This window comes from Pseudomonas sp. D47 (genome assembly GCF_045447305.1).
Taxonomy (GTDB): Bacteria; Pseudomonadota; Gammaproteobacteria; order Pseudomonadales; family Pseudomonadaceae; genus Aquipseudomonas.
The window spans coordinates 84,327-97,004 of the sequence record NZ_JBJGXU010000016.1; the positions used below are offsets into that span (position 1 = coordinate 84,327).

The window sequence follows — 12,678 nt, forward strand, 5'->3', positions numbered from 1 at the left end:
TGATCAACTACTGGCAATTCGGAACCCCACCTTAAGCGTGACTTGGAAGTGTGCGGCCTTGCCGTCCTTGATGTGGCCACGGGTTTCAGTCACCTCGAACCACTCCAAGTGCTTGATGCTCTTGTGCGCTTCAGCGATGGCGTTGTTGATCGCGTCTTCGATGCTGGTCGTCGACGAACCCACCAGTTCGACTTTCTTGTACGTGTGATGATCAGACATAGCGTTTTCTCCTGAGGTCTCTAGTGAGCGTAGCAGTCAATGTTCGTACTGCTTCTGGCGGCCGTTCCTACACGAAAGTTCAGAATTACTGCACTTTCTGAAAACGCTGGAGTCGGTATCTACACATGCCACTCAATCACTTCAGGAGATGTCCACATGGCCAACACTTCGTTACGCAAAGCGTCGCTGGAAAGCATGGAAGCCGAGATTTCGAGCCTGCTCAAATCCCTTGAGAGTCTCAAGGACGATGCGTCCGACGAGTCGCGCAAAACGCTGAAGGCCCTGAAAAGCAATGCCGAGAATGCCCTCAAGCACTCCCGCCATCTGATCAGCGATGCCTACGAAGAAAGCAAAGTCAAAATCCGCGAAACCGGTGTTGCAACCCGGGACTACGCACAAGAGCACCCATGGACTACCGCCGGCGTCGCCGTTGGTGCACTGGGCCTGCTGGCGGCTTACCTGCTGTGCAAACGCGGTGACTGATTGACCGACCGGCTATAGCGGCTGGCGCAACAGCTCAGCTTTGAGCCACTGCGCCAGCTGCCCCGCGCGCCCGTCTGCGGCGCGCTTGGGTAGCCACAACGCCAGGTGCGCCGGGGTTTCGCTGAAACCCCACGGCGCCACCAGGCGGCCCGCGCGCAGGTCCTCTGCTACCAGCGGTTCTGGCGCAATCGCTACGCCTAAACCGGCTACCGCCGCCTCCAACAAATAATACAAATGCTCAAACCCCTGGCCGTGTTTCAACGCGCCGGGCGCGATACCGTGTTGCTGCGCCCAGCTGGGCCAGGCTTGCGGGCGGGATGTGGTGTGCAACAAGGCTTCGCCGCACAGAGCCTGTGCCGGGGCTTGGCGCAGGCGTTCATAACCGACGAAGCGCGGGCTCATCACCGGCCCGATGCGTTCGCTGGCAAGCGTGTACACCTGCATATCCGCCGGCCACGGCGGCTCGGCGAACACCAATAGGGCGTCAAGGCCGGGGCGCCGGGGGTCGAGATCGCCGTCACCCGCCGACAGGTGCAGGCGCAAGTCCGGCAGGTCGGCGTTCAAGCGACCCAGGCGCGGAATCAGCCAACGCGCCAACAAACTGCCCGAGCAGCCCAGCACGAACGGCGCGTCGGCGCTGGCCTGGGTCAGTTCGGCGCACACATCCCTTAAACGTTCGAAGGCTTCCGCACTGGCATCCCGCAGCCGAACCCCGGCATCTGTGAGTTTAAGGCCGCGACCGTCCTTGGCGAACAGGCTGACACCCAAATGCTCTTCGAGCACCTTCAACTGGCGGCTGACGGCGCCGTGGGTTACATGGAGTTGCTCGGCAGCCTGGCTGACGCTGTTGAGCCGGGCTGTGGCTTCAAACGCGCGCAAGGCATTGAGAGGGGGAAGGTCTCGGCTCATCTGTGAGTTTTCCTGACAGGTTACGGCGATCTTATCGGTTTTCAGCGTAGCGCGTCAGGGGTAGAGTGGCCGTCATTGCCTCTCCTCACATTCTTTATCGGAGCGCCCCATGACTCAGTCCCAGACCGATCTACGCAACGGCCCTGACGCCAACGGCCTGTTTGGCGCGTTCGGCGGCCGCTACGTCGCTGAAACCCTGATGCCGTTGATCCTCGAACTGGCCCGCGAATACGAAGCGGCCAAGATTGATCCGGCTTTCAACAAAGAACTGGCCTACTTCCAGCGCGACTACGTCGGACGCCCAAGCCCGCTGTATTTCGCTGAGCGCCTGACTGAGTTCTGCGGCGGCGCCAAGATCTACCTCAAGCGCGAAGAGCTGAACCACACCGGCGCGCACAAGATCAACAACTGCATCGGCCAGATCCTGCTGGCGCGGCGCATGGGCAAAAAACGCATCATCGCCGAGACCGGCGCCGGCATGCACGGCGTGGCCACTGCCACCGTGGCTGCGCGCTTCGGCCTCGACTGCGTGATCTACATGGGCACCACCGACATCGAGCGCCAACAGGCCAACGTGTTCCGCATGAAGCTGCTGGGCGCCAAAGTGATCCCGGTAGTGTCCGGCACCGGCACGCTCAAAGACGCGATGAACGAAGCCCTGCGCGACTGGGTGACCAACGTTGATGACACCTTCTACCTGATCGGCACCGTGGCTGGCCCGCACCCGTACCCTGCAATGGTGCGCGACTTCCAGGCAGTGATTGGCAAGGAAACCCGTGACCAGATGCAAGCCCAGGAAGGTCGCCTGCCGGACAGCCTGGTGGCGTGTATCGGCGGTGGCTCGAACGCCATGGGCCTGTTCCACCCGTTCCTGAATGACACCAGCGTCGAAATCATCGGCGTTGAAGCGGCAGGCTATGGCATCGAAACCGGCAAGCATGCCGCCAGCCTCAACGGCGGCGTACCAGGCGTACTGCACGGTAACCGTACCTTCCTGCTGCAGGACGACGACGGCCAGATCATCGACGCCCACTCGATTTCCGCCGGCCTCGACTACCCCGGCATCGGCCCGGAACACGCCTGGTTGCATGACATCGGCCGCGCCCAGTACACGTCGGTGACTGACGACGAAGCCTTGGAAGCATTCCACAAATGCTGCCGCCTGGAAGGGATTATTCCTGCTCTGGAAACTGCCCACGCCCTTGCCGAAGTATTCAAACGCGCACCGAACCTGCCGAAAGATCACCTGATGGTGGTGAACTTGTCTGGCCGTGGCGACAAAGACATGCAGACCGTGATGCACCACATGGAAAACTCTCCACAAGAGCCAGCCAAGCAGGAGAAACACTGATGAGCCGCCTGCAAACCCGCTTTGCGCACCTGAAAGAACAAAACCGCGCTGCCCTGGTGACCTTCGTCACCGCCGGCGACCCGGGTTATGACACCTCGCTGGCGATCCTCAAGGGCTTGCCCGCAGCCGGCGCCGATGTGATCGAGTTGGGCATGCCCTTCACCGACCCGATGGCCGACGGCCCAGCCATCCAACTGGCCAACATCCGCGCGCTGGAAGCCAAGCAGAACCTGGCCAAAACCCTGCAAATGGTTCGCGAGTTCCGCCAAGACAACAACGACACGCCACTGGTGTTGATGGGCTACTTCAACCCGATCCACAAATACGGCGTGCCGCAGTTCATCACTGATGCCAAAGAAGCCGGCGTGGACGGCCTGATCGTGGTCGACATGCCGCCTGAACATAACGGCGAGCTGTGCGACCCGGCCCAGGCGGCGGGCATCGACTTCATCCGCCTGACCACGCCGACCACCGATGACGTGCGCCTGCCGACCGTGCTGAACGGCAGCTCCGGCTTTGTGTACTACGTGTCGGTGGCCGGTGTGACCGGTGCTGGCGCCGCCACCTTGGAACACGTCGAAGAAGCCGTAACTCGCCTGCGTCGGCATACCGACCTGCCGATCAGCATTGGTTTTGGTATTCGCACGCCAGAACAGGCAGCCGCCATCGCGCGCTTGGCCGATGGTGTGGTGGTGGGTTCGGCACTGATCGACCACATCGCCAATGCCAAAAATGATCAGCAGGCAATTGATGGCGTGTTGAGCTTGTGCGCGGCGTTGTCGGAAGGTGTCCGTAACGCCCGTAAGTAAACGCTGTGTAGCGGTAGGTAAAGTTCCGGATACAGAGGAATCATACTGTCGAATCAGTACCTAAACTGGCAAGACCAAGGGATTTCGAACCTCGTTCGAAATCCCTTTTTTGTTCGTGAAGTACTGAGGAAACACCCCATGAAAATGCCTAAACGCTTGATCGCTGGCCTCGGCGTGCTGATGCTCGGTGCGAGTGCCTTGGTGCAGGCCGCGCCGCCTGACCAACGCGGTGATGGTGATGGCGATGGCCCTGGCCGTGGCGGCCCGCAAGGCCAACACGAGCAACGTGGCGACGACCATCGCGGCCCGCAGAACAATCGCCGCGGCCCGCCTCAGGACTTCGGCCCGGTGCGGCAGATCATCCACGACAACCACGGCCAGTTCTCCCGTGGTGCACCGCCACCACCGAATCTACGCCTGGTGCGCGGCCAGCCACTGCCACGTGGTTACTATGGCGAACGCCTGGACAACCGCGCCCTGGCGCGCCTGCCGGTTTACCAAGGTTACGAATGGCGCCGCTCCGGGCCAGACGTGGTGTTGATCGCGGTGGGCACGGGCATCGTCTACGAGATTTTGGACGGCGTGCTCAACTAACGCCCGTGCTTTTGTGGCAGCCGGGCTTGTTGTGGCGAGCGGGCTGGCCACAGGTTATTCATTCAGTTCGATGCGTTCGACTTTGCCTACGAGCAACACGTAGGACAGCGCCCCCAGCAACGCCAGCACCGCAATGTAGGTAATCGCCGGCGCGAACGAATCACCACTGGCCAAAAAGCCAATCACAATCGGCGTGGTTATTGCTGACAGGTTGCCGATAAAGTTGAACACCCCACCGGTCAGCCCCAGCAGGCGCGCCGGTGCCAGGGTGGCCACCAGTGACCAGGTGATCGACGCCAGGCCATTGCCGAAAAATGCCACTGCCAGGAACGCAATCACCCACGCCGTTGAGTCCACATAGTTGGCACCAATGATCGCCGTGGAAATCAGCAACCCGGCAATGATCGGCAGCTTGCGCGCAAAGCCTACCGATGCGCCCCGGCGAATCAGCCAGTCAGAAAAAATCCCCGAACACAGCACGCCCACAAACGCCGCCAGGAAGGGCAGCGACGCCAGCAGGCCGGACTTGATGAAGTCCATCCCGCGATATTTCACCAGGTAGGTCGGAAACCACGTCAGGAAAAACCACAGCGTGGAGTTCAGGCAGAACTGCCCCAGGTAGATGCCCCACAGCTTGCGCTTGCTCAGCACGATGCCCAGGTCGACCCAACTGAACGGCGCCTTGGTGGCTTGCGCCTGCATATCCACCAAACCACCGCCTTCACGGATCAGCTCGATTTCAGCGGCGTTGGCACCTTTGAAATCCTTCGGCTCGCGGTACACCGCGTACCACACCAGTGCCCACAGAATGCCGACGCCACCGGTGGCGACAAACACCATGTGCCAGCCAAACGCGTGCTGCAGCCACGCCAACACCGGCGTGAGAAACGCCAGCCCGACAAACTGCCCCGACGTATAAACGCCAATCGCCGTGGCGCGCTCGCGCTCAGGAAACCAAGTGGTGACCACACGGCTGTTGATCGGGTAGGCCGGTGCTTCCAAGGCGCCGACCGCCATGCGCAGCACAAACAGCGCGATGAAGCTGGCGGCAAACCCGAGCATCACGGTGGCAATCGACCACAACAGCAGGGCGACGGTGTAGAGAATGCGCGGTGGCACCCGATCCACCAACCAGCCGCCGGGGATCTGCATGGCGGCGTAGGTCCAGCCGAAGGCGGAGAAGATCAGCCCGACGTGCACCGGGTCGATGCCCAGCTCGCTGGTCAATGCCGGGGCGGCAATCGACAGGTTGCTGCGGTCGAGGTAGTTGATCACCACCGTGATAAACAGCAGCACCATGATGAAGAAACGCTTTCTGCTGGGCGTGACTAAAGAAGCCTGCCCGGTGAAGGACTCAGGTTGCATGGGGGTGCCTCTTCTTATGTTTATTGAGGACGGGTGCCGGTCAATGTGGGAGCTGGCTTGCCAGCTCCCACATTGACTGTGTTTCTTCAGGAGGGGCTTACCACTCGGCAAAGCTGCCATCGGCATGGCGCCAGATCGGGTTGCGCCAGCGGTGGCCGATGGCCGCACGCTCGATCACATATTCCTCGTTGATCTCAATACCCAAGCCTGGCCCGTTGGGGATCTTCACGAAGCCCTTGTCATAGTCGAACACGCCCGGGTCGCGCACGTAGTCGAGCAGGTCGTTGCTCTCGTTGTAGTGAATGCCCAGGCTTTGCTCCTGGATAAACGCGTTGTAACAAACCGCGTCCAGTTGCAGGCACGCCGCCAGGGCAATCGGGCCGAGCGGGCAGTGCAGGGCCAGGGCCACGTCGTAGGCTTCGGCCATGTTGGCGATCTTGCGGGTTTCGGTGATGCCTCCGGCGTGGGAGGCGTCCGGCTGGATGATGTCGACGTAACCTTCGCTGAGCACGCGCTTGAAGTCCCAGCGCGAGAACAGCCGCTCGCCCAAGGCAATCGGCGTGCTGGTCAGCGGCGCCAGTTCTTTGAGCGCTTCGTAGTTTTCGCTGAGCACCGGCTCTTCGATAAACATCAGTTTGTACGGGTCGAGCTCTTTCATCAGCACCTTGGCCATGGGCTTGTGCACGCGGCCATGGAAGTCGACGCCGATGCCGACGTTAGGGCCCACCGCATCGCGTACGGCGGCGACGTTGGCCAGGGCCAGGTCGACTTTTTCGAAGCTGTCGACGAACTGCAGTTCTTCGGTGCCGTTCATTTTCACCGCGGTAAAACCACGCGCCACCGCCTCTTTGGCAGCCCGCGCAGTGTCGGCCGGCCGATCGCCGCCGATCCACGAATACACGCGGATCTTGTCGCGCACTTGGCCGCCGAGCAGGTCGCTGACCGAGACGCCCAGCGCCTTGCCCTTGATGTCCCACAGCGCCTGGTCGATACCGGCGAGGGCGCTCATGTGCACCGCGCCGCCACGGTAGAAGCCGCCGCGGTAGAGCACTGTCCAGATGTCTTCGATATTGCGTGGGTCTTTGCCGATCAGGTAGTCGGAAAGTTCTTCGACGGCAGCGGCCACGGTGTGGGCGCGGCCCTCGACTACGGGCTCACCCCAGCCGGTCACGCCTTGGTCGGTTTCGACCTTAAGGAAGCACCAGCGCGGCGGGACGATGAAGGTCGTCAGTTTAGTGATTTTCATCTTCTTATCTCTCTTGTCGATGCAGCGCCGAGGGCGCAAAGCTTGAAATCAATTCAGGGCATCAGTTCAACGCGTTCCAGGCAGCGACATACGCCTGGGCACTGCTCGCCACTTGATCCACGGACATGCCCGGCTTGAACAACCCGGAACCCAGGCCGAAGCCCTTGGCGCCCGCGTCGAAATACACCTGCATGTTGTCCGGGGTCACACCGCCCACCGGCAGCAACAACGTGCCCGCCGGCAGTACCGCCAGCCACGCCTTGATCACACCCGGGCCCATTTGCTCGGCCGGGAACAGCTTCAACACGTCGGCGCCTTCGGCCAGTGCGGCGAAGGCTTCGGTGGGCGTGGCCACACCCGGCGACAGGTACAAGCCCGCTGCTTTCGCTGCGCGCAGCACCTTGGCATCGCTGTGGGGCATGACGATCACTTGGCCGCCGGCGGCTTTGACCTGCTCGACCTGCGCAGGCGTCAACACCGTGCCTGCGCCGATCAGGCAATCGGCGGGCAGACTGTCGCGCAGGGTGCGGATGCTGGTGTAAGGGTCCGGCGAATTGAGCGGCACTTCGATCACGCGAAAGCCGGCCTGATAGAGCACCTGGCCAATCGCCTCGGCTTCGTCTGGCCGTACGCCGCGCAGGATTGCGATCAAACCGTTGTGTGCGAGTGCTTGCTTGAGCATGTCAGGCCTCCAAGACAGGTTGAGTAAGCCCGGCGGCCACTGCCAATTGCCACAGGCCGCGTTCGCTGGCCTCTTGCGCCAGGCTGACGTGGGCGAAGCCGCAGAGGGCGAGGGCACGTTGGTAGCGGGCGCAGAGCGGGGCGTTACCGACCAGAACGATGGGTTTATGTTTGGCGTGCTCGGGCAAACCGGCGAGTTCATGGCCAATCAGCAGGCCGGACAGGTAATCCGCTTGCTGGTCGGGGGCCAGTTCGGCGGTCAGCCCCAGGGTGCGGGCGCTGAACACGGTTGAGAGCACGCCGCGCTGCCCGTCTTTGGAGAGCGCCACGTTCACGCCGCGATCAAAAGCCTCGGCCTGGAAGTGTTCGGAGGGCTTTTGCGTACGCCCCAGAATGCTGTGCTTGCTCAGCACCGCGAATAGCTCGCCGGTCATGAAGGTGTCGAAGTGTGTGATGCAGCCATCCGCCACCTCGACCCATTTGGAATGGCTGCCGGGCAGGCCGATCAATACCTGCGCAGCGAGACCTTGCAGCACGCCCAGTACCTGGGTTTCTTCACCGCGCATCACGTTGGGCAAGCCGACCTGTTCGATCACGCCGGGCACGATATGCACCTCCACACCGCGCAGGCTGCGTACGGAGTGCAGGGCCTGGCTGAGGCTGGCGACATCAACCGGCGTATTGCGATAGGCCGCTTCGCTCCAGCCTTGGGCGCTGCCGACCATGCCACAGGCGATCACCGGTAGGCCGGGCTCGGCATCCAGCCAGTCGCCGCAAGCTGCATCGAACGCCAACTCGAAGCCATCGCTGCAACGCACGCCAGCAATCTCCCGGGGTTCGCTGGGCAGGTGCATGATGCCGAACCCCAGCGCGCGCTGTTCGAGCACCCTGCCGGCTGGGCCGAGTTTATAAGCACGAAGGGAGCTGGTCCCCCAGTCGAGCGCGATCAATTGCGCCTGCATCGCTTCACCTGAAATGAGTGGGTGCTGAAAAAAGCAGATGGGCGAATATAAACCTATGCCTGGCAATATCTCAATATATAAATATCAGTCCCACATATAGGGTTTAAACATAAAAAATCCCATCGCCTTTGCACAAGGGGATGGGATTTTTATCAGCAGTGGTTAAAAAACAGACAAATCCAGCTCGCGCATCGCCCCCATCCAGATCGCGTAATCGGTGTGATCCTTCAAGTCATCGCCGGTCTCGGGGTGCAGGAACACCACCAGCCCGTCGCGATGCAGGGCCAGCCACGGCAACACCACGCCGATGTATTCCGGCTCGAACGCCAGCTGGCAGCTCCAGTCCGGGTGCGGGCCCACCGGGCGCTCATGCACGCGGCCCATACGCAGCGGAAACAGCTTGGCGGCGTCTTCGCAGAGCGTGCGCGCCTGGTCTATGGTGCTGGCGTCGAAGTAGATATGGGCGTGGTAGCCCTTGATACGTTGCATGGCGAAATCCGGATCCGATATGCGCCGATCCTAGACCGCAATCGACGGCAGGGCCAGCCCAGTCAGCGACTGCACGTTGCTGGCTTGCTCGGCCACCAGCCAGTCGACAAAGCGCTCGACCAATTGCCCCCGGCGTTTGCGCTGCGGCTGCACCACGTAGTAACCGAAGCGCGAGGTCACCGTGTCGCTGATCGGCCGGCACAGCCACTCCTGTTCCAGCAAGTTATCCACCAGGTGGCGCCAGCCAATGGCGACGCCCTGGCCGGCAATGGCGGCCTGGATCAGCAGGGTGTAGTTGTCGAAGCGCAACTGGCCGGGTGTGGGTGCGGTGGTAATGCCCAGCTCGCGAAATATGCCGTTCCAATCGAACCACTGGCTGTTGTTTTCCTGGCGCAGGTGCAGCAAGGGGTAGTCCTGCAACGTCTGCACGGTCAGCGGCGTGGTGCGGTCCTTGAGCAGTTGCGGGCTGCACACCGGAAACGCTTTCTCGTTGAACAGCCACAGGCTGTCGCCTTGCTTGAAGCGGCCGTCGCCAAACAGCACCGCCACGTCGATATCGCTGCGCAAGGTCGCGTGGTTGCGCTGGCTGGTGACCAGGCTGACGTCCACTTGCGGGTTGGCGGCGTGGAAGCGGTGCAGGCGCGGCATCAGCCAGTAGGCGGCGAAGGCGAAGTCGGTGGCCACTTGCAGCACTTCATGCTGGTCCTGCTGGGTGATCACGCTCAGGCCGTGGTTGATGGCCTGCAAGCCGCCCTGGACGTGCTCGAATAACAGCGCGCCCGCGTCGGTCAGCTCGATGCCACGGTAGATCCGATCAAACAAACGCAGCCCAAGCTGTTCTTCCAAGCGCTTGATCTGCTGGCTGATGGCCGGTTGGGTAGTGCCCATGTCCATCGCGGCAGCGGTAAAGCTGCGGTGGCGCGCCGCGGCCTCGAAAGCGCGCAGCAGGTCGAGGGATAAATCGCCGAGGGCTTCATACATAAGCTGTGCTTATCCTAGACATTGCTTTTCATGGGCTTTACCCCATTTTACATGGGCCGCATGCTGATTCGCATAAACACCGCCTATGGAATGCCGAAGACTCATGAAGCGCAAGAACATTCTTTTCATCATGGCCGATCAAATGGCCGCGCCGATGCTTCCGTTCTACGGACCTTCTCCGATCAAGTTGCCCAACCTGAGCCGCCTCGCCGAGCAGGGCGTGGTGTTCGACGCCGCCTATTGCAACAGCCCGTTGTGCGCGCCGTCGCGCTTCACCCTGGTCAGCGGCCAGTTGCCGAGCAAGATCGGCGCCTACGACAACGCGGCGGATTTTCCCGCTGATGTACCGACTTATGCCCACTACCTGCGCCGCCTCGGCTACCGCACCGCGCTGTCGGGCAAGATGCATTTCTGCGGGCCAGACCAATTGCACGGCTTTGAGGAGCGCCTGACCAGCGACATCTACCCCGCCGACTATGGCTGGGCGGTGAACTGGGATGAGCCGGACGTGCGCCCCACCTGGTACCACAACATGGCCTCGGTGCTGCAAGCCGGGCCGTGCGTGCGCACCAACCAGCTGGATTTCGATGAAGAGGTGGTGTTCAAGGCCCAGCAATACCTGTTCGACCATATTCGTGAAGACGGCGACCAGCCGTTCTGCCTGACCGTGTCGATGACTCATCCACACGACCCGTACACCATTCCCAAGCCGTTCTGGGACCTGTACGACGACAGCGACATCCCAATGCCTACGACACCAGCCCAGGCCGACCTCGACCCGCATTCCCAGCGCCTGCTGAAGGTTTACGACCTGTGGGACAAACCGCTGCCACTGAACAAGATCCGCGATGCGCGCCGCGCGTATTTCGGCGCGTGCAGCTACATCGACAGCAATGTCGGCAAGCTCCTGCAAACCCTGGAAGACACCGGCCTTGCCGACGACACCATCATCATCTTCTCGGGCGACCACGGCGACATGCTCGGCGAGCGCGGCCTCTGGTACAAAATGCACTGGTTTGAAATGGCCGCCCGCGTGCCGCTGCTGGTCAGTGCGCCGGGGCAGTTTGCCGCTGGCCGCGTGAGCAAAGCCGTGTCCACCGCCGACCTGTTGCCGACCCTGGTGGAACTGGCCGGCGGCGAGTTAGACCCGCGTTTGCCGCTGGACGGCCGCTCACTGGTCCCGCACTTGCAGGGGCAGGGCGGGCACGACGAAGTGTTCGGCGAATACATGGCCGAAGGCACCATCAGCCCACTGATGATGATTCGCCGTGGCGCGTACAAATTTATCTACAGCGAAGACGACCCTTGTCTACTGTTCGATCTACACAACGACCCGCACGAGCGGGAGAACCTCAGCCAGTCAGCGGAACACCGAGCACTGTTCGAGGTGTTTTTGAGTGAGGCGCGGGCCAAATGGGACATCCCGGCGATCCACCAGCAGGTGCTCGCCAGCCAACGCCGTCGTCGCCTGGTGTTTGAGGCGCTGACCCAAGGCAAGCTGAAGAGCTGGGATCACCAGCCACTGGTGGACGCCAGTCAGCAATACATGCGCAACCATATCGACCTCGACGACCTGGAGCGCAAGGCACGTTATCCACAACCCTGCCAACACTAATAAAACAGAGGGAAGGCCATGCAAAAGTTGACTGCAGTGTTGGGTATGTTGGTGCTGACTAGCGCCAATGTGTACGCGGACACCCGCTGTGACACGGTGAAGATGGCCGACCCCGGCTGGAGCGATATCGCCGCCACCAATGCCATCACCGGTTTTCTGTTGAACGGCATGGGCTACAAGGCCAAGGTCGACACCCTGGCGGTGCCGATCACGTTTGGCGGGCTCAAGGACGGCCAGGTGGATGTGTTCCTGGGCAACTGGATGCCGGCGCAGCAGGGCTTCTATGACAAGTTCGTGGCTAACGGTGACGTGGTGCAACTGGCGAAAAACCTCGACGGCACCGAGTTCACTCTCGCCGTGCCGGACTACGTGTGGGACGCCGGTGTGCATGACTTTGCCGACTTGAATAAATTCGCGGGCAAATTCGATAAGAAGATCTACGGCATCGGCTCCGGCGCACCGGCGAATATCTCGCTGCAGGAGATCATCAAGAAGAACGACTTCGACCTCGGCCAATGGAAGCTGATCGAGTCGAGTGAACAGGCGATGCTGGCCGAAGTGTCGCGGGCGGTTAAGAAACAGAAATTCGTGACCTTCCTAGGCTGGACGCCGCACCCGATGAACGTGCAGTTGAAAATGCATTACCTCAAGGGCGGCGAGAAGTACTTCGGCGACACCGGCAGCGTGTATACCTTGACCCGCAAGGGTTATGCACAGGCCTGCCCGAATGTCGGGAAACTGCTGACCAACCTGAGCTTCACCCAGGACATGGAGAACAGCATCATGGCCGAGGTGGTCAACAAAAAGGTCAGCAATGCCGATGCGGCGAAGGCGTGGATCAAGGCGAATCCGGCGGTGCTGGACAAGTGGCTCGATGGCGTAAAAACCGTGGATGGCCAGGATGCGTTGGCGGCGGTAAAAGCCAAGCTCTAACCCCCGAAATGATCATTCCCACGCTCCGCGTGGGAATGCAT

The 12,678-nt window shown here is 61.4% G+C and carries 14 protein-coding genes; 6 read left to right on the top strand and 8 right to left on the bottom strand.

The annotated features are described in order from the left end of the window. Window positions 1-3: 3 nt before the first annotated feature. Window positions 4-219 (bottom strand): dodecin, encoded by a 216-nt coding sequence (locus ACI77I_RS13500; RefSeq protein ID WP_016969657.1) that lies wholly within the window; start codon window positions 217-219, stop codon window positions 4-6. Window positions 220-375: 156 nt separating this feature from the next. Here ACI77I_RS13500 and ACI77I_RS13505 point away from each other — a divergent pair, with 156 nt between their 5' ends. After that, a complete protein-coding gene (locus ACI77I_RS13505; RefSeq protein ID WP_003170746.1) occupies window positions 376-702 on the top strand; it encodes a YqjD family protein in 327 nt (108 codons plus the stop codon). A 12-nt stretch (window positions 703-714) separates the two neighbouring features. On the opposite strand, the gene ACI77I_RS13510 is transcribed toward ACI77I_RS13505, so the two are convergent. Beyond that, on the bottom strand, window positions 715-1,611 hold the full coding sequence (locus ACI77I_RS13510) for a LysR family transcriptional regulator (RefSeq protein ID WP_242153689.1): 897 nt from the start codon (window positions 1,609-1,611) through the stop codon (window positions 715-717). 109 nt (window positions 1,612-1,720) lie between these two features. Between ACI77I_RS13510 and trpB the strand changes: the two genes are divergently transcribed. The 3 genes from trpB to ACI77I_RS13525 all read left to right on the top strand — a co-directional run bounded on the left by trpB (window position 1,721) and on the right by ACI77I_RS13525 (window position 4,365). Then, a complete protein-coding gene (gene trpB / locus ACI77I_RS13515; RefSeq protein ID WP_094949708.1) occupies window positions 1,721-2,962 on the top strand; it encodes a tryptophan synthase subunit beta in 1,242 nt (413 codons plus the stop codon). Beyond that, window positions 2,962-3,771, top strand: coding sequence for a tryptophan synthase subunit alpha (gene trpA, locus ACI77I_RS13520; protein ID WP_406997766.1), 810 nt, complete (start codon window positions 2,962-2,964; stop codon window positions 3,769-3,771). The genes trpB and trpA overlap by 1 nt, the downstream gene beginning before the upstream one ends. Window positions 3,772-3,909: 138 nt before the next feature. Then, a complete protein-coding gene (locus tag ACI77I_RS13525) occupies window positions 3,910-4,365 on the top strand; it encodes an anti-virulence regulator CigR family protein (RefSeq protein ID WP_406997767.1) in 456 nt (151 codons plus the stop codon). 54 nt (window positions 4,366-4,419) lie between these two features. On the opposite strand, the gene ACI77I_RS13530 is transcribed toward ACI77I_RS13525, so the two are convergent. The 6 genes from ACI77I_RS13530 to ACI77I_RS13555 form a co-directional block, all read right to left on the bottom strand. After that, window positions 4,420-5,730: an MFS transporter gene (locus ACI77I_RS13530; protein ID WP_094949711.1), complete on the bottom strand. Its 1,311-nt coding sequence runs from the start codon at window positions 5,728-5,730 to the stop codon at window positions 4,420-4,422. Between the two features lie 97 nt (window positions 5,731-5,827). Then, window positions 5,828-6,976, bottom strand: coding sequence for a galactonate dehydratase (gene dgoD, locus ACI77I_RS13535; RefSeq protein WP_017137927.1), 1,149 nt, complete (start codon window positions 6,974-6,976; stop codon window positions 5,828-5,830). Between the two features lie 61 nt (window positions 6,977-7,037). Next, window positions 7,038-7,658: a 2-dehydro-3-deoxy-6-phosphogalactonate aldolase gene (locus ACI77I_RS13540; RefSeq protein WP_406997768.1), complete on the bottom strand. Its 621-nt coding sequence runs from the start codon at window positions 7,656-7,658 to the stop codon at window positions 7,038-7,040. Between the two features lies 1 nt (window position 7,659). Beyond that, window positions 7,660-8,619 (bottom strand): 2-dehydro-3-deoxygalactonokinase, encoded by a 960-nt coding sequence (locus ACI77I_RS13545; RefSeq protein WP_242153683.1) that lies wholly within the window; start codon window positions 8,617-8,619, stop codon window positions 7,660-7,662. Between the two features lie 162 nt (window positions 8,620-8,781). Beyond that, the gene (locus ACI77I_RS13550) at window positions 8,782-9,108 is read right to left on the bottom strand and encodes a DOPA 4,5-dioxygenase family protein (protein WP_242153681.1); all 327 of its coding nucleotides are present in this window, start codon (window positions 9,106-9,108) and stop codon (window positions 8,782-8,784) included. 30 nt (window positions 9,109-9,138) lie between these two features. Next, window positions 9,139-10,089: a choline sulfate utilization transcriptional regulator gene (locus ACI77I_RS13555; protein ID WP_406997769.1), complete on the bottom strand. Its 951-nt coding sequence runs from the start codon at window positions 10,087-10,089 to the stop codon at window positions 9,139-9,141. A 103-nt stretch (window positions 10,090-10,192) separates the two neighbouring features. Here ACI77I_RS13555 and betC point away from each other — a divergent pair, with 103 nt between their 5' ends. After that, complete coding sequence (gene betC / locus ACI77I_RS13560; RefSeq protein ID WP_406997770.1) at window positions 10,193-11,704, top strand: choline-sulfatase; 1,512 nt, start codon at window positions 10,193-10,195, stop codon at window positions 11,702-11,704. An 18-nt stretch (window positions 11,705-11,722) separates the two neighbouring features. Continuing rightward, window positions 11,723-12,637: a choline ABC transporter substrate-binding protein gene (gene choX / locus ACI77I_RS13565; protein ID WP_094949717.1), complete on the top strand. Its 915-nt coding sequence runs from the start codon at window positions 11,723-11,725 to the stop codon at window positions 12,635-12,637. Window positions 12,638-12,678 lie beyond the last annotated feature (41 nt).

Bases quoted from the DNA above. Each gene is read 5' to 3' on its own strand.
- ACI77I_RS13500 (WP_016969657.1), bottom strand. From the start codon at position 219: ATGTCTGATCATCACACGTACAAGAAAGTCGAACTGGTGGGTTCGTCG.
- ACI77I_RS13505 (WP_003170746.1), top strand. From the start codon at position 376: ATGGCCAACACTTCGTTACGCAAAGCGTCGCTGGAAAGCATGGAAGCC.
- ACI77I_RS13510 (WP_242153689.1), bottom strand. From the start codon at position 1,611: ATGAGCCGAGACCTTCCCCCTCTCAATGCCTTGCGCGCGTTTGAAGCC.
- trpB (WP_094949708.1), top strand. From the start codon at position 1,721: ATGACTCAGTCCCAGACCGATCTACGCAACGGCCCTGACGCCAACGGC.
- trpA (WP_406997766.1), top strand. From the start codon at position 2,962: ATGAGCCGCCTGCAAACCCGCTTTGCGCACCTGAAAGAACAAAACCGC.
- ACI77I_RS13525 (WP_406997767.1), top strand. From the start codon at position 3,910: ATGAAAATGCCTAAACGCTTGATCGCTGGCCTCGGCGTGCTGATGCTC.
- ACI77I_RS13530 (WP_094949711.1), bottom strand. From the start codon at position 5,730: ATGCAACCTGAGTCCTTCACCGGGCAGGCTTCTTTAGTCACGCCCAGC.
- dgoD (WP_017137927.1), bottom strand. From the start codon at position 6,976: ATGAAAATCACTAAACTGACGACCTTCATCGTCCCGCCGCGCTGGTGC.
- ACI77I_RS13540 (WP_406997768.1), bottom strand. From the start codon at position 7,658: ATGCTCAAGCAAGCACTCGCACACAACGGTTTGATCGCAATCCTGCGC.
- ACI77I_RS13545 (WP_242153683.1), bottom strand. From the start codon at position 8,619: ATGCAGGCGCAATTGATCGCGCTCGACTGGGGGACCAGCTCCCTTCGT.
- ACI77I_RS13550 (WP_242153681.1), bottom strand. From the start codon at position 9,108: ATGCAACGTATCAAGGGCTACCACGCCCATATCTACTTCGACGCCAGC.
- ACI77I_RS13555 (WP_406997769.1), bottom strand. From the start codon at position 10,089: ATGTATGAAGCCCTCGGCGATTTATCCCTCGACCTGCTGCGCGCTTTC.
- betC (WP_406997770.1), top strand. From the start codon at position 10,193: ATGAAGCGCAAGAACATTCTTTTCATCATGGCCGATCAAATGGCCGCG.
- choX (WP_094949717.1), top strand. From the start codon at position 11,723: ATGCAAAAGTTGACTGCAGTGTTGGGTATGTTGGTGCTGACTAGCGCC.